The organism is Photorhabdus sp. RM71S (genome assembly GCF_042879355.1).
Lineage (GTDB): Bacteria > Pseudomonadota > Gammaproteobacteria > Enterobacterales > Enterobacteriaceae > Photorhabdus > Photorhabdus kayaii.
Map to the genome: position 1 here is coordinate 58,177 of NZ_JBHFKV010000011.1, position 15,552 is coordinate 73,728.

The 15,552-nt window shown below is 41.6% G+C and carries 12 protein-coding genes, 1 tRNA gene, 1 other RNA gene and 1 pseudogene; 6 read left to right on the plus strand and 9 right to left on the minus strand.

The genetic code is table 11. The features are described from left to right. Positions 1 to 16 precede the first annotated feature (16 nt). The 7 genes and pseudogenes from ACGF5R_RS08650 to rimJ all read right to left on the minus strand — a co-directional run bounded on the left by ACGF5R_RS08650 (position 17) and on the right by rimJ (position 10,317). Positions 17 to 4,297: an amino acid adenylation domain-containing protein gene (locus ACGF5R_RS08650; RefSeq protein WP_387690484.1), complete on the minus strand. Its 4,281-nt coding sequence runs from the start codon at positions 4,295 to 4,297 to the stop codon at positions 17 to 19. A 6-nt stretch (positions 4,298 to 4,303) separates the two neighbouring features. Beyond that, positions 4,304 to 4,492: a hypothetical protein gene (locus ACGF5R_RS08655; protein WP_262980121.1), complete on the minus strand. Its 189-nt coding sequence runs from the start codon at positions 4,490 to 4,492 to the stop codon at positions 4,304 to 4,306. Between the two features lie 14 nt (positions 4,493 to 4,506). After that, a complete protein-coding gene (locus ACGF5R_RS08660) occupies positions 4,507 to 5,475 on the minus strand; it encodes a diiron oxygenase (protein WP_112876073.1) in 969 nt (322 codons plus the stop codon). A gap of 360 nt (positions 5,476 to 5,835) precedes the next feature. Continuing rightward, entirely contained in the window at positions 5,836 to 6,084 is a 249-nt protein-coding gene (locus tag ACGF5R_RS08665) for a hypothetical protein (protein WP_112876074.1), read from the minus strand. Positions 6,085 to 6,765: 681 nt separating this feature from the next. Then, positions 6,766 to 8,304: a murein biosynthesis integral membrane protein MurJ gene (gene murJ / locus ACGF5R_RS08670; RefSeq protein WP_112876075.1), complete on the minus strand. Its 1,539-nt coding sequence runs from the start codon at positions 8,302 to 8,304 to the stop codon at positions 6,766 to 6,768. Between the two features lie 513 nt (positions 8,305 to 8,817). Beyond that, positions 8,818 to 9,204 (minus strand): annotated as a pseudogene (locus ACGF5R_RS08675) (hypothetical protein); the annotation flags it as partial. 528 nt (positions 9,205 to 9,732) lie between these two features. Beyond that, positions 9,733 to 10,317 carry a ribosomal protein S5-alanine N-acetyltransferase gene (gene rimJ, locus ACGF5R_RS08680; RefSeq protein ID WP_112876076.1) on the minus strand — a complete coding sequence of 195 codons (585 nt, stop codon included), beginning with the start codon at positions 10,315 to 10,317 and terminating at the stop codon, positions 9,733 to 9,735. A 187-nt stretch (positions 10,318 to 10,504) separates the two neighbouring features. Here rimJ and mdtH point away from each other — a divergent pair, with 187 nt between their 5' ends. Together mdtH and ACGF5R_RS08690 are read left to right on the plus strand one after the other, a co-directional pair. After that, the gene (mdtH, locus tag ACGF5R_RS08685) at positions 10,505 to 11,710 is read left to right on the plus strand and encodes a multidrug efflux MFS transporter MdtH (RefSeq protein ID WP_112876077.1); all 1,206 of its coding nucleotides are present in this window, start codon (positions 10,505 to 10,507) and stop codon (positions 11,708 to 11,710) included. Between the two features lie 37 nt (positions 11,711 to 11,747). Beyond that, the gene (locus ACGF5R_RS08690; protein WP_387690486.1) at positions 11,748 to 12,311 is read left to right on the plus strand and encodes a lipoprotein; all 564 of its coding nucleotides are present in this window, start codon (positions 11,748 to 11,750) and stop codon (positions 12,309 to 12,311) included. Positions 12,312 to 12,376: 65 nt separating this feature from the next. On the opposite strand, the gene ACGF5R_RS08695 is transcribed toward ACGF5R_RS08690, so the two are convergent. Together ACGF5R_RS08695 and ghrA are read right to left on the minus strand one after the other, a co-directional pair. Further along, positions 12,377 to 12,916: a molecular chaperone gene (locus tag ACGF5R_RS08695; protein ID WP_262980123.1), complete on the minus strand. Its 540-nt coding sequence runs from the start codon at positions 12,914 to 12,916 to the stop codon at positions 12,377 to 12,379. Positions 12,917 to 12,988: 72 nt separating this feature from the next. Next, positions 12,989 to 13,930, minus strand: coding sequence for a glyoxylate/hydroxypyruvate reductase GhrA (gene ghrA, locus ACGF5R_RS08700; RefSeq protein ID WP_262980124.1), 942 nt, complete (start codon positions 13,928 to 13,930; stop codon positions 12,989 to 12,991). Positions 13,931 to 14,253: 323 nt separating this feature from the next. On the opposite strand from ghrA, the gene ACGF5R_RS08705 reads away from it, so the two are divergent. The 4 genes from ACGF5R_RS08705 to mazF all read left to right on the plus strand — a co-directional run bounded on the left by ACGF5R_RS08705 (position 14,254) and on the right by mazF (position 15,436). Next, positions 14,254 to 14,343: transfer RNA gene (locus ACGF5R_RS08705), tRNA-Ser, on the plus strand. A gap of 48 nt (positions 14,344 to 14,391) precedes the next feature. Then, a non-coding RNA gene (locus ACGF5R_RS08710) (RtT sRNA) lies at positions 14,392 to 14,515 on the plus strand. 342 nt (positions 14,516 to 14,857) lie between these two features. Continuing rightward, entirely contained in the window at positions 14,858 to 15,103 is a 246-nt protein-coding gene (locus ACGF5R_RS08715; RefSeq protein WP_112876081.1) for an AbrB/MazE/SpoVT family DNA-binding domain-containing protein, read from the plus strand. Next, positions 15,104 to 15,436, plus strand: coding sequence for an endoribonuclease MazF (mazF, locus tag ACGF5R_RS08720; protein WP_205068643.1), 333 nt, complete (start codon positions 15,104 to 15,106; stop codon positions 15,434 to 15,436). The last annotated feature ends 116 nt before the right edge of the window (positions 15,437 to 15,552 follow it).

The following is a 15,552-nucleotide window of genomic DNA, read 5'->3' on the forward strand; positions in this document are numbered from 1 at the left end:
ACGTTGGATTGCATCATTATTGTGCTACTGATTGTGCTACTGGCAAAGCTGGAGTAGGAAAAGCCACCTGTTGCCAATCACGCTCAGCAACTAATCGAATCAATTGACAATAGCTGTCATGCATGGCCTTGATGGTATCGGCTGCAAACAGTTGTTCGACATAATCCCATTCAGCAACAAATCCTTCATCAGTTTCGTAAGCCTTATGATTCAGCCAGACCTGTGAAGTTTGGGAAATGGAATATTGCATCCCCTGATAGCTTTCATCCAACGGTAACTCAAACATGCTGGCTTTGCTATTCATCCCCAATACACTGGTTAACATAACCGGAGCAATAACGGTATTGGCTGATAGCTCTCTCTGCTGTTTCAACATACGTTGTACATCAACCCCATCAAACAGATTATGTTCAATATCCTGCAACAGTGCGCCATGAACCTGTTCAAGTTGCTGACAAATCGAAATATCCGTACGGTTTTGGTAAGCGAAGAGACTTAAGACGGTAAAATCGCCAATAATCTGATTAACCTGCGGATGAAGTGGCAAGCGATTAAACCGTGTCAAATTGAGGCAAATCTGCTCTTGTCCGGCCCAATAGCAAAGGGTTCGGCTATAAAGTTCAACAATCAACGCCGTTGGGCTAATACTGTAATGTTGACATTTATCCAATAATTTCTGCCATATCGATTGTGGAATAACGCCACTGATACGTTGGAAATGCGGTTTACCCATTGTATCAGGACATATTGCCAAAGGCAGATTCATCTCAAGTGATATGGAGCTGGCTTTCTGTCGCCAATAATTCTCAGCTTGCGTGAACAACGCACTGTTCCGTGCCCGCTCATACTTCAAATGATAATCACGATAAGTAATATCCAGCACCGGTAACGGCAATTCTGGCTGTTGATAGAGCTGAATCCATTCTGAAAACAGAATTTCAAAGCTGGTCATATCAATGATGATTGCATCAAAGCTGATATGCAGAATGTATTTGCCTGCGTACTCACTTAACAGAATGTCGAATAACGGATAACGTTCCGGCGCATAAACTTTATGTGAAAATTGTTCGCGCAGGGCCATAAATTCGGTATCCGTTGCGATCTGCCGATATGAGATATTGTAGTAAGGCACACTGTTTAAATAACGCTGTCCACCATTTTCAAATATCGTGCATAACGAAGGATGACGTGAAATAAGTTGGTTGAATGTCAGTTCTAAATGCCGATGATCCAATTGTCCAAAGACAAATTCACTGTAGATATGGGTTGATACCTCATTCAGTTCAAAACTCTTGAAGCGACCCAAATAGTAAGTTTGTTGAACATTATTCAGTGGGAACGGATGATAACGGTGTTCCAAATCAGTACGTTTAATCAGGTAATCCCGATACATGAATTCGCCACGGCCCACCTCCACTAACGGAACTAAGCGAGAGATCATTTTCTGCTGGAAAATATCTCTAATTTTCAGATTACAATTCAACTCACTATTTATCTGATTAACCAGATGAATCGCTGATAAGCTACTTCCTCCCAAACTAAAAAAGTCGTCAGTAATGCCAATTTGGGTTTGCCCATCCCCTAATACCTGACTAAAGATCCGACACAATATCCGCTGGCACTCCGTGTAAGGCGCAACATAGTGTTGCTGCTCATGTAACTGAATAGCTGGCAGCGCTTTGCGATCCACCTTGCCGTTGGCATTTAACGGAATATTTGCCAGGAACATATAGGTACTGGGCAACATATAATCAGGCAGTAACGGCGCGAAAAAATCTGTCAGCAGTTGGCGATCCAAAGGCGCATTAGCCTGATAATAAGCAGCAAGGAAAGGTTCCCCGCCCGGAGTAACGGATTGCTGTAAAGCCACCACCGCACGCTGGATACCCGGATATTGCTGTAATACCGACTCTATTTCCCCCAATTCAATCCGGTGCCCACGCAATTTAATCTGATTGTCAACCCGACTGATATATTCCAGATTACCGCAAGGTAAATAACGAGCCCGATCACCGGTTTTATACATAATTGGCCCAGGCCAGTTTTTCCCTGTGCAATAGAATGGATTAGGTATAAATTGACTACGGGTCAACTGTGGATTACCAAAATACCCACGTGCCACACCGGCCCCTGAAATATGCAGCTCACCAATCACACCAGGAGGAACCGGACGACCTGACTCATCTAAAACATAACACTGGGTATTAGCTATCGGTTTACCGATTAGCACCTGTGACTGTTCAACATTCAATAAGCAACCCGTTGACCAGACACACGTTTCCGTCGGGCCATACATATTCCATGTCTGAATGGTCATCTTCGCTAACCGCCGTGCCAAATCATTGGAGACCGCTTCCCCGCCACATATCGCCCGAACTGGCAGAAATTGCCCATCCATCTGTAAAATAATCTGTTGCCAGAATGAAGGAGTTCCTTGCATCAAGCTGACACGGTACGTTTCCAGATAATGTTTTAGCCTATTCGTTTCGAGTAATTGACGTTGATCCGCTAATACCACGGTGGCGCCAAACATTAGCGGCATAAAAATTTCCAATTTGCATATATCAAACGCCAACGTCGTGATAGCCAAAAAGCGATCCTGAGCTGTCAATGCAATACGCCGCTGCACATCATTAAACACATTCAGAAGATTGCCGTGTTCGATGGCGACACCTTTCGGCTTACCCGTTGTACCGGAAGTATAGGTAACATAGGCTAAATCATGAGGTTGCACTGTTAATTCAGGGTTGCTGGTCGGTTCATCAGAGAAAATATCACTGCCCGCCTGACTATTGAGATATAAATGCTGCACGCCCTGAGGTAAAAAACCTGTAGGAACAGGCTGCGAAGTGAGTAGCAACACCGGTTGGGCGTCTTCAAGAATCGAATAAGTTCTGATCGCCGGTGACTGGGTATCAATGGGAACGTAAGCGCATCCCAATTTAAGTATCGCCAACAATGCGACGAACAAATCGGCTTCACGGGACATCATGATCGCCACCCGATCACCAATTTCCAGACAATAGTGCCGCATCATATAGCTCGCAAGCTGATTGGCTCGCTGATTCAGTTCGCCGTAACTCATCGCAACTTGTTCAGTCAATACCGCCGGATGGTCTGGCGCCAAATTGACTTGCTGTTCAAACAGCGCGGGGATGGTGGTGTGCGGATAATCGCATTGTGTTTGATTATTCTGATAATAATAACGTTGCAACAAGTTTTCCGGTAACTGCGCCAATGCCATAAAACTGACTTTTCCCTGCTTAAAATCAGGCAAGCGACGCATAAATTCGGCAATATAATCGGCAACCGCACTGAAAAAAGGTATCCCCTGACGGAAGTTCAGCGTCAAGCTTTGGCTAACACTGTGCCAATTCAGACTCAGATTAAGATTCTCTTGGTCCCAATTCGGCTGGCAATCCACAAACACCGCGACACCCGGTACAGGCAGTGCAGATGAAACGCTTAAAGGATCATAAAAGGGGTTATCCAATTCACCGGACCAAAGGCAATCTATCTCATTTCGCAAACCGACATATTTCTCAACACCTGTTAATAACTGATAGTGATTCAACCAACGCTGATCATGATTCCAATCGAAACTGTAAAGTGCAGAGCGGCGGGCATTAAATAAGAACTGTAGCAACAACGCCAATAACGCAACATCTTCCTGTTGGAAAATCCCCGTAACCGGCAATGTGACAATTTCTCTTTCACTTTGCTCAAGGTTAATTTCATCTTGCAGAACAAAACAGGTGTAATGTTGGCTCTGCTCGGCCAACACCCATTGCCGGTTACGCATCTGTTCCTGCGCCTGATACCATAGCGATATATCATTTTTACTGGGATACCACTGGGGTGTATGCTCCAAATCGTAACGGCAAAAAGTAATCAAACCGTCAATAAAAAGTTCCGCCAACAATTCATGAGCCTGTACTGATCGATGCGCTTCCCAAGCCAATTTTTTTTCTGCCAATATCTGCCAGCTTCCACCATGCTCACCCACAACCTGAAATAAAGCGGCCTCTTCTTGGTTAAAAGCCACTAACTTAATCGCAGTCGCCGCAGAAATCGCGGGCATCATGCCGTAACAAAACTCGCAATCAATAGCATAATCTGCAATATGCTCATGTGAAATCAGCATGAAATTATGCTTAAATGCGGCTTGCCAGGCTGCTTGCTGCTCTACATCATCGGCTACTACATAAACAAAGTGTCCCGCGTCCAATAGATAACGGACAACATGAGAGCTTAGCTGATCCAAATGAGCGCCAGTGAGTATGTTAAGTATTCTCATAACGTATCACTCCCTCACCGAGCTGACATGATGAGGCTTAACGGCAACCAGAACAGGTACCCCCCCATTTTCGTTATAATTAACTTCCTGTATCAAAATTAAGCTTTGACGATTAATCAAACGGGTTTTAATTTCTTTTACCACACTCTTGAGTTCTGCCATTGATACGGTTTGATGAGACATTACATTACTCATTTCCTCGGCTCCTCTCATGAAATAACCCATCCGATATTTTCAAAACCACGCCGAACCGCTTGATGTTCAAGCACCCCCGCTCTCTTTAATGCCAATAAAACATTTTTTACAATAGGGACATCGGGCGTTACCTCAAATCCCTGATATATTCGCTGTACTGACTTCTCACTATAAGCCCGATCATTCGTAATACTGCTTAGGAGTTCGGTATTAAACTGTTTCTCTGATTCAATATTAAGATAAAGTTTAACGAAGTCAGCAATATGCTGACCAATTCCATAAGTTTCATCATCACTCATATGATGCCAGGTATATTGTAATAATTCATGGAAATATAGATAATGCCTGGATTCATCATTCATGTGGTCATTAACATAATATTTTATTGAAGGATGAACATTTTCACTGTTGAAAAACTCCACCAACTCTTTCACCAGCGTTGTTTCAAAAATACAGACTGCAATTATTTCAAACAAATCATGGTAACGAGGAGAAAGACGCGACATTATCTCTGAAACCGCAACATAAGCATCTGATATAGGATAAGATAACTCTTTTATATCAGGAAATTTAGCTTTCAACTGGTTCATCATATTTCTGGCAATATAAACATGATAATATTCATCAATCACAATCGTATAAGCATTGATTTTCATCTGCTCATGATATTTCACTGATAAATCATTATAGATGATTTTATTACAGGCTGAATTAATGAGTTTAATTTCAAGATTAATAATATCATTCAAATATTTAAAAAATGCTTGTATCAAAATCTCATTTTTAACTTCATAACTAATATGTTGTAAACTCTCATCAAGTAACAAAGGCTGTTTTTCTTCAGGAAAGAAAAAACCGGGTATATCAAAGTCAATATACTTCTCTGGCCGGGTTCTTATTGAAGCCCGTTGTTCCCATTTAGCGGTATAAGAGGACAATAATCCCCCTTTTGACAATACATTGCCAATCAGTTCTGAACTCATGTGTCGTTCCTTATTTTAGGATAAAGCTGCTCCTCAATGTACATTCCAGTATCTGAACACTATTCATGCCCATTATTTTGACAATAATGGTCTACACATCAATAACGCCTACTGGAATAAGCTCTCGATGTTATATAAGGTAAGATATTCACCCCAACTTAATAGAGAATACTATTCATAATTCATACCAACGGCTCCGTTAATTTCCATAATTAAAAAGACTAAGACTGATTACCCCTGATAAAACAATCTACAGAGAAAAAATTGACAAGTTGAGAGTGGTTAGCAACCTATTTCATTAGGTGACGTTATCTACCCATTTTCCTCCTATGTTACCCAGAAATTTTAACATCATCTATCTCATAATTTCCTATTTTCACCCATAGGAACATTGATTAATAATAACATAAATATCAATATGATAGATAAAGAAACATACAATTCAGTTTCTAAAGAATTAGAGATAACAATCTGCTGAATAACCCCGCCAGCAACACTAAAATTAACTGTCTTATCAGCAAAGCCAATAACAGGTCTATCAACTTCGACATCTCCAAGCAGTAAAGAGATATTTGAGATTATTGATGATGAGAAAAATTTATAACACATAGTTCCATATATTCCTTAGAAATAGTTTACTAGTATTACAAATATCTAATTAATATCACATAACGAATATAGTCTATATGATAACTATGTTCCAGAACAGCATTCCTTATAATATTTATAGAAGAAATACGACCTGACACACATAATTAATTTTTCAATAAAATACTATTCAATCGAGTGACTATAATAGTCTAGTTACCACTGATTTATAAAAACTTATAACAATTAAATATATTACTTTTCATTCATAAATCGGATAAAAAAATCAAATTGAACAATTGAGCATGTCAATAATTTCAACACAGAGAAATATAAATATAGCAAAATAACTTACCTGACAGATATAAATAACCAATAGATATATACCCGTTATCTTTCAAGTTGCCCTTTGTTGGCTGCACTCGCTCACCCCGATCACATAGTTAGCTATGCTCCCAAGGATTCACTCCCTTGCCGTCGCGATGCATCTTGAAATCCATTGGGTAAGTAAATTTTATAAAAATCATTAATAAATGTATTATTTGAGCAAACAAATAAAATAATCCCTATCTGCCATTCAATGTTTTCCCTAAAATACGCCTATATTATCTCACCAATATAACACTCATTAGCTGATATCCCGGTAACCTCAGAAAACTCAAGCTCAGCCTAAGCTAGCAATAACTACCGGGATATCTCAATTTATTGAAAACCGCGGTGGGCAAAATCTTTTAGCCGAAAACCCATCAGCGCTAACGCAGCAAAATAGCTGCTGGCCCCGGCGATAACCACCACCATCAATCGCAACAGGCGCATAGCCATATTCCCCTGCTCCCATGCTGGCATCAACCACAAAGTAACAGCCAATATTGCAATCATTACTGCAATTGCCACTACCAGCTTAAATAAGAACATACCCCAACCTGCTAACGGCTTAAAAATATTTTTCTTACGTAATTGCCAGTAAAGCATGCCAGCATTGAAACAAGATGCCAAACCGATAGAAAGGGCCAACCCGGCGTGTTTTAATGGGCCAACAAAAGCAAGGTTCATTAGCTGAGTCAGAATCAAAGTGACAATCGCAATTTTTACCGGGGTTTTAATATCTCGACGAGAATAAAAACCCGGTACCAGCACCTTGACAATAATTAGCCCCATCAATCCAAAACAGTAAGCAATTAACGCTTTTTGGGTCATTACTGCATCAAATGCCGTAAAATTACCGTATTGAAACAGAGAAACTATTAAAGGTTCTGCCAGCATACCTAAAGCAACAGCACAAGGCAGTGCTAACAAAAAACAGAGCCTCAGTCCCCAATCCATTAATTTGGTGTACTCCTCATGATTTCCGCTGGAAAAACTTTTCGCCAGTGAAGGCAAAAGAATAGTCCCAAGCGCAACACCTAATACACCAGAAGGTAATTCCATTAAACGGTCAGCGTAATACATCCAGGAGACAGAACCGGACACCAGAAATGAAGCGAAAATCGTATTAATAATTAATGAAATCTGGCCGACTGACACCCCAAGAAGTGCTGGTCCCATCTGCCGCATCACCCGCCATACGCCGCTGTCACGGAAAGAAATACGCGGTAACACCAGCATGCCAATCTTTTTTAAATGAGGAAGCTGATATAAGAGCTGTAAAATTCCTCCTACAACCACCGCCCAACCCAACGCCATCACCGGCGGATTACAATAAGGGGCAACAAATAACGCAAACACAATCATGCTGATATTAAGTAACGTCGGAGCGAAGGCAGGAACAGAAAATCGATTCCAAGTATTTAATATCGCGCCTACCAACGAGGCCAGTGATATCAGAAAAATATAGGGGAAAGTAATTCTTAACAGATTTGTTGTCAGCGTAAATTTATCAGCGGTATCGGTAAAACCTGGTGCAGTAACATAGATCACCCAAGGTGCGCTTAAAATCCCCAGCACAGTAACAATTGCCAGAATTAACGTCAGCATCCCGGAAACATAAGCAATAAACGTCCGAGTCTCTTCATCACCTTGCTGGTTCTTATATTCTGCCAAAATAGGCACAAATGCCTGAGAAAAAGCGCCTTCGGCAAAAATACGACGCAGTAAATTAGGCAGTTTAAACGCAACAAAAAAAGCGTCCGCTGCAACACCGGCCCCAAATATGCGGGCAATAATGGCATCCCGGATAAAGCCCAAAACCCGAGAGAACATGGTCATAGAGCTAACCGCAGCCAGCGATTTCAATAAATTCATCGTATTTATCTCAAAATCATGTTAGTTGATTTCCGAACTGCCTGTACGACAGTGCAAAAATGGAAAATGAATTATACACGACTGAGATACTTGTAAGCTGTCTATACTTTTTAAACCGCCTGTATGCTAGTACAAAAAAAACCAAATTACACCATCTTAATCCAGCTTGCTAAACTACCTATACCCAATGGATTTCAAGATGCATCGCGACGGCAAGGGAGTGAATCCCCGGGAGCATAGGTAACGATGTGACCGGGGTGAGCGAGTGCAGCCAACAAAGAGGTAACTTGAAAGATAACGGGTATATACCTACCAGATTGTCCAACTGGGTATTTTGACTTAACCTAACGGTGTTACCTGTTTATTAGAGTCTAATATCTTATTAGGGTCTACCGCCTTATTAGGGTCTAACATCAAAATAATTGTATTTGTTACTTGATTCTGCGATGACCCAGCATTCACTGGTTTCTGAGGCAATTCAGTACTCACTGGTTTCTGAGGTAACTGAGCATTTACTACTTTTGGATGCAGCGTATACATCCCGCCATTAAATGGATCAACTAAGAGCCAACCAATTAAACTACCAAATATAAAATTACCCCCAATGTACCAACCATTGGCGCTCGCCTTAATTGGTAACGTTACAGACTCAGAATTCTCTTTAGTAAAAGTAACCAGATAGTCTTTTTTACCAAAATAACTTCCATCTGACTTTTCTAAAATCACATCCTGAGGCGTTTTCCCTTGAGCAACAACCCTACCTAATTCATCTTTGATAGAGAATGTGGACCCTGATGGATTACTATCAACCTGAACATGCTGAGTTTTATCACCCACAATCGTAGCGCAACCGCTAGTAAACATTACAGCAGCCAAGGACAAGGCAGCAATATTATTCATGGTTAATTATTCACTTTGTTAACAAAAGCGGCGAGTATACATAAATTCATGCTTATGCACTAGAAATCATTAACCTTTATAAGCCGCCAGTGCAACATTGTATTTGGCCTAGATGATGGCACCTTGCAACTAGCCTTATTACAAAAACCACTTTAAAAAGCGCAACAACCGAAGTCAGTGCGTCAAATAAGTCAACTCATTGAAGCTTACTCATTTCTAAACTGCCTGTGCGGCAGTGTACCGTCGTGGTTCAAGTTGGCAACGAACTATCAATTTCTAAGCTGCCTGTACGGCAGTGAACTGTTACATATTAACTTTAAGCTACTGACAGTTAAAGCATATATTAATAAAACAATGAAAAAACCCTTTTTTTCAAGAGAACCAATATTTCCTTTAAAATCAATAAATTAAAATTGAGCACAAAAAAAGGGTCAAAATAAGGTATAGGCTTGGCAGATTTTCAACAGTGATTTAATTCATCATTACCAACTTGTTTTACTCTCATTAGGTGGTAATACAGCTCAACAATCAACTTTTTCCACTCCATTTTTCATCTGTCAATGCGGTTAATACGTGATCCTGCCAAACTCCATTGATCATCAGATATTTCTTGGCATAGCCTTCACGCTCAAAACCCAATCGTTCCAATAACTTCCCACTACGATGATTATCCGGCATATAATTAGCCATAATCCGATGCATCCCCTGTTGACGTTGCATATAACGGATAGCGGGTTGTAAAGCTTCATACATCAACCCTTTTCCCTGCCACTTTTCACCAAGCGAATATCCCAAATAACAGGCATGAAAAGCACCACGCAGAATATTACTGAAATTGGCAACACCAATAACTTCACTCTCATTTGAATCAAGCAGCAGAAAATGAAAAGCCACCCCCTGTCTTTGCATTTCTATGATTAAATTCAATCGATTTATCCAACCGGAAGGCTGACAATGACTGCTATCTCTGGTCGGCTCCCAAGGTTTAAGAAACTCGTAATTTTCTGAATAGTACTCAGCCAAACGATAAGTATCCCGCTCGTACACTAAACGCACCACCATTCGTTCCGTGATCAGACGAACTTTCGGTAAAGTGGAACGATAACCAAACATTATTTCTCCCTAGCTATGTTAATTTATCCGTTAAAAATTTAAACCATTTATCTGTAAAAAACAGCTTCCAGTCATTACCTTACGACAAAAAAATATTATCCATGATTCACTATCCTAATGTCCGAATTAAGTACAGAATATATAAAGAACTATATTTCCTCTCTTCTTACTACTCCAATGGTGAGCAATGTCACTGGTTTCACAAGCACGTAGCCTGGGTAAGTACTTCCTGTTATTCGATAACATGCTGGTCGTTCTGGGTTTCTTCGTCGTTTTTCCTTTAATATCAATACATTTCGTTGAGCAACTGGGTTGGGCGGCGCTGGTTGTCGGTTTTGCGCTTGGTTTACGTCAGTTTGTACAACAAGGTTTAGGCATTTTTGGTGGCGCAATTGCAGACCGTTTTGGCGCGAAGCCGATGATCGTCACCGGCATGCTGTTACGCGCTCTTGGTTTTGCTTTAATCGCTTTAGCCACCGAACCGTGGATACTGTGGCTTGCCTGCATATTATCCGCACTGGGGGGGACCTTATTTGATCCTCCCCGGACCGCACTGGTCATCAAACTAACTCGACCGCACGAGCGTGGCCGTTTCTTCTCGCTGCTGTTAATGCAGGATAGCGCCGGCGCGGTTATTGGCGCACTGATTGGTAGCTGGCTGCTGCAATACGATTTCCAACTTGTCTGCTGGACAGGTGCCGGTGTTTTCGTTCTGGCAGCCATCTGGAATGCATTATTTCTCCCTGCCTACCGGATTTCTACTACCCGCACTCCCATCTGGGAAGGGATGGAGCGCGTTATTAAAGATCGTCGCTTCTTCACCTATGTGTTGACGTTGACCGGCTACTTTATGCTGTCTGTCCAGGTGATGTTAATGTTCCCGATTATCGTCAACGAAATCGCCGGAACACCCGCTGCGGTAAAATGGATGTACGCAATTGAAGCGACCCTATCGCTCACTTTGCTGTATCCGATCGCCCGTTGGAGCGAAAAACGATTCCGGCTAGAACAGCGTCTAATGGCCGGGCTTTTCCTGATGAGCCTGAGTATGTTCCCTGTCGGTTTGATTGGTGAAATAAATACCTTGTTTGGCCTTATTTGCCTGTTCTATCTCGGCACCATCACCGCTGAACCTGCCCGTGAGACATTAAGTGCTTCACTAGCTGATCCACGCGCGCGTGGTAGTTATATGGGATTCAGCCGTCTTGGTCTGGCATTGGGTGGCGCCTTGGGTTATACCGGCGGTGGTTGGTTATATGATACCGGCCATGCGCTGAACATTCCGCAATTGCCTTGGTTTCTGCTTGGGATTATTGGCTTGATAACGCTGTATGCCCTGCACCGTCAATTTAACCAACGTAAGATTGAATCTGCCATGCTGAGTGGCAATTAATGAGGTAAAATCTGCCCTCCAAAATAAAGGAGTCGATATGAGAAAATTTTTCTTGGGGGCAGTCTTGCTGCTAGCGGGGTTAATCAGTGGTTGTGATCAGTTCAAAGATGTCAGTATCAGCGAAGAGTTAATTAATGGTTATCTAGCAAAACACGTCCATTACCAGAAACAGATCGAATTACATGGTATTGCCAATGCGGATATTGAATTGACAGAACTATCCAGCCAAATTGGTCGAACAGAACCAAACAAAATAGCGTTAACTGGCCGTGCAAACGTAAATATTACATCCTTGCTTGGCCCAGCTAAAGCCGATATGAAACTCACCCTGAAAGCACAACCTGTTTTTGAGCAGGAAAAAAGGGCTATTTTTCTGAAAGAATTAGAAGTCGTTGATTACCAAATCACACCGGAAAAAATGGAAAAACCGATTAACGCATTACTTCCTTATCTGAATAAATCACTCAGTGCTTTCTTTGATATTCATCCTATTTATGTAATAAAAGCAGATCATAGTAAAGCTGAAGCCGCAGCTAAAACATTAGCAAAAAGGTTAGAAGTGAAACCTGGCAAATTAGTTATTATGCTGACCGATAAATAATTTTCATCAAAATATAGTAAAAAGGCAAATAATTCGACATTATTTGCCTTTTTATCATTTAAAAATTAAGAATCCAGTTCTTCTCTTAACGCCTGTAACGCTTCACGGGTAATCATTGCTAATGTCCGGTAGAAACCGGTTATTGCATGGGCTTCCACTTTCCCCAGAAATTGCCCACACCATGGCAGCAAATATTCATCAAACAGCACAATTTGCCCCTGAACCTCATCTTCTGCTGCCTGATCTTCCAGCCATGAAGCCCCTAATAACAGAGAACCAAACTGATCGACTGGCCCATCGGACAATGGCATTCCTCGTTCAGTCAAAAATTGACGAATATCGTTTTCACTCTCCCCGGTATAGTCAGAACGGCGGCCTGGTACGCTAGCATTATCGCCATAAAACAGTGCCACATAATCAGCTTGCATTGCGGATAGATCGCAGCTTTGTTGCAAGCGATCCAACAATGCATCTTGCTCCAATGGCCATGATTGCTTCAATTTACCTTCGACAATCATCGTCAGAAGTGGTTTCAGAATCGGGTCTTGCGGTTGACGATTAAATAAAGTCCCTAAAATACGGCAGACTATTGAAAATTCATTCATCTCAGTTTCCAAATAAATAGCAATTTTGCCGTTATTGTCTCCAATAGCCGCCCCTATTGTAAAGAGACGTTATTAATACCCTAGTTTTATATCCACAACGCCGGTTGATAATTCCCCTTGTTCAATTCGTCGAATATTTTCACTAATCGTATCCATAGCAATATCGGGAATAGTAATAGCCGCAATATGTGGCGTCACCGTTATACGGGGGTGAGTCCAGAATGGGTGCATCTCTGGTAGCGGTTCCTCAACAAACACATCCAATGAAGCCCCGGCGATATAACCTTTATCAATCGCCACCAACAGATCATATTCTACTAAATGGGCACCTCGTGCGATATTAATCAGATATGACTTTGGTTTTAGCTGGCTAAACAGCGATAAATTCAGAATACCACGGGTTTTTGGTGTATCGGGCAGCAAATTGATAAGCACCTTGCTACCGGAGAGAAAATCGCCCAATTGATCTTCACCGTGAAAGCTAACTACGTTATTAACCTGTTTTGGAGTACGGCTCCAACAACGCACAATAAAGCCCCATTCAACTAACGCCTGTGCAACACGGCTGCCCAGAACACCGGCACCCAACACACCCACAACAAAATCCTTACGATCATGAGGTTCGAGTTGTTTCCACATCCTCTGCCCTTGTTGCAGCTTATACTCATCCATGCGTCGCAAATAATGTAAAACCGTTGCTACCGCATACTCCTGCATTTGCAGCCCCATGCCTGCATCTTCAAGCCGCATCAGTGGCACACCGGCGGGTAACATCCCTGGTTTTTGCTGTTCCTGCTTTAAAATCGCCTCTACTCCTGCTCCTAAAATAAAAATCCCCTTCAATCCAGAGCGATTTTCCAACATCTCATAGGGGGGAGCCCAAACCATTGCATAATCCGCATGCTTATTATCGCCGCGTTTCCATTGGCGGATATTGACATTGGGCAATCGTTGCTGCATGCCTTGAATCCATTGAGCAGCATCAAAAAAGGGGTGGTAAAAGATAATATCCACGATTAGTTATCCTCATCTTATTTTTTCACAAGGGTTATCTGATTGAGTGTAGGTTGCAAGTCCCTTTGTTAATCATCGTTACGAAAATTTTGAGAATGTTAAGTAGTTAACGAATTCATTTTTTTCTTATCAAAGGACTTGTACATTTTCTATTTCAGCGGCATCAGGTGGATATCAATTCACCGAATTGACTCTTATTTAGCTAACCAATCAAAAAACCAAAGAAAAATATCAGAAGAGTGTTGACGCTTGTAACGCTTTTCCCTATAGTAGCGCCCCGTTGCAGCGACAATGTTAGACAAAGTTGCTGGGATGAAAAGAATGGTGAGGTGTCCGAGAGGCTGAAGGAGCACGCCTGGAAAGTGTGTATACGTGAAAACGTATCGAGGGTTCGAATCCCTCCCTCACCGCCAGAATTGAAAGAAAGCTCAGGTTAAATACCTGGGCTTTTTTGCTTGCATATACCCCTGATGCAGGGAGGGTCGAGAACCCTCGACCAGGGTTCGACAAAACGGCAAGCCGTTTTGGACCGCCAACGGCGGCCCGTAGGGTGAGCGCAGCGAATCCATCCCTCCCTCACCGCCAGAATTGAAGAGAAGCTCAGGTTTACCACCTGGGCTTTTTTCTTGTATATACCCTTGAGTTAGACACCAAGTCATACATAGGAGTGCAGTTTTTTATAGGATATTTGTTGGAACTCAAATTAGCCGCTGTTCACTATCATTGGGCTGGATGAATTAACTCTCTAAATCTAACTGTTATAGGGATTTTTCGACTGAAGCCCAACCTTATGAAAACACACGCTAACCACATTATTACCCTGAATCACTATCATTCATCTTACATATTGTATCAACAATGTTGATTTTTTATCCAGAAATGTACATTATATACATTGAAGATACATACTTATGGAGAGAATAAATCATGCCTCAAGTGACTATTAAAAAATGGGGAAATAGCCCATCAGTAAGGCTGCCCATAGCTGTTATGAAAATGGCGTCTTTAAGTGTTGATGATACCGTTAATATTTCTGTAGAAGATGGAAAAGTAGTTATTGTTCCTGTCAAAGCAAAAGAATATAACCTTGATGCGTTATTGGCTGGCGTAAAAGATGAAAATATTCATACTGAGGTAGATTTCGGCGCACCCGTAGGAAAGGAAATATTATAAGTGATTAATCGCTATATTCCTGATATGGGAGATATTATTTGGCTTGATTTTGACCCGCAAACGGGGCGTGAACATGCCGGACATCGCCCCGCTCTTGTACTAAGTCCTGCGGCTTATAACGGTCGAATAGGGCTGATGCTATGTTGCCCTATGACAACAAAAATTAAAGATTATCCCTTTGAGGTTGTAATTAGTAGAAACCCCGACAGTGTTGTGCTTTCCGATCAAGTAAAAAGCCTTGACTGGAGGAAACGTAACGCCATAAAGAAAGGTAAAGTTTCTGATGATGTTTTAGCCGAGGTCAGAGCAAAAGCTAAAGCATTAATAGGGTGAATACCCATAAGTTCAGTTCAAAATAGGTACGGGGATTGAGACTGTAATTTAATTCTTCTCAACTAAAAACAAAATGGTACGCTTCGTAACATTTTGTTTTATATTTATGAGGACAT

Excerpts from the sequence above, each read along its gene's own strand:
- ACGF5R_RS08650 (WP_387690484.1), bottom strand. The coding sequence starts at position 4,297 with ATGAGAATACTTAACATACTCACTGGCGCTCATTTGGATCAGCTAAGC.
- ACGF5R_RS08655 (WP_262980121.1), bottom strand. The coding sequence starts at position 4,492 with ATGAGTAATGTAATGTCTCATCAAACCGTATCAATGGCAGAACTCAAG.
- ACGF5R_RS08660 (WP_112876073.1), bottom strand. The coding sequence starts at position 5,475 with ATGAGTTCAGAACTGATTGGCAATGTATTGTCAAAAGGGGGATTATTG.
- ACGF5R_RS08665 (WP_112876074.1), bottom strand. The coding sequence starts at position 6,084 with ATGTGTTATAAATTTTTCTCATCATCAATAATCTCAAATATCTCTTTA.
- murJ (WP_112876075.1), bottom strand. The coding sequence starts at position 8,304 with ATGAATTTATTGAAATCGCTGGCTGCGGTTAGCTCTATGACCATGTTC.
- rimJ (WP_112876076.1), bottom strand. The coding sequence starts at position 10,317 with ATGTTTGGTTATCGTTCCACTTTACCGAAAGTTCGTCTGATCACGGAA.
- mdtH (WP_112876077.1), top strand. The coding sequence starts at position 10,505 with ATGTCACTGGTTTCACAAGCACGTAGCCTGGGTAAGTACTTCCTGTTA.
- ACGF5R_RS08690 (WP_387690486.1), top strand. The coding sequence starts at position 11,748 with ATGAGAAAATTTTTCTTGGGGGCAGTCTTGCTGCTAGCGGGGTTAATC.
- ACGF5R_RS08695 (WP_262980123.1), bottom strand. The coding sequence starts at position 12,916 with ATGAATGAATTTTCAATAGTCTGCCGTATTTTAGGGACTTTATTTAAT.
- ACGF5R_RS08715 (WP_112876081.1), top strand. The coding sequence starts at position 14,858 with ATGCCTCAAGTGACTATTAAAAAATGGGGAAATAGCCCATCAGTAAGG.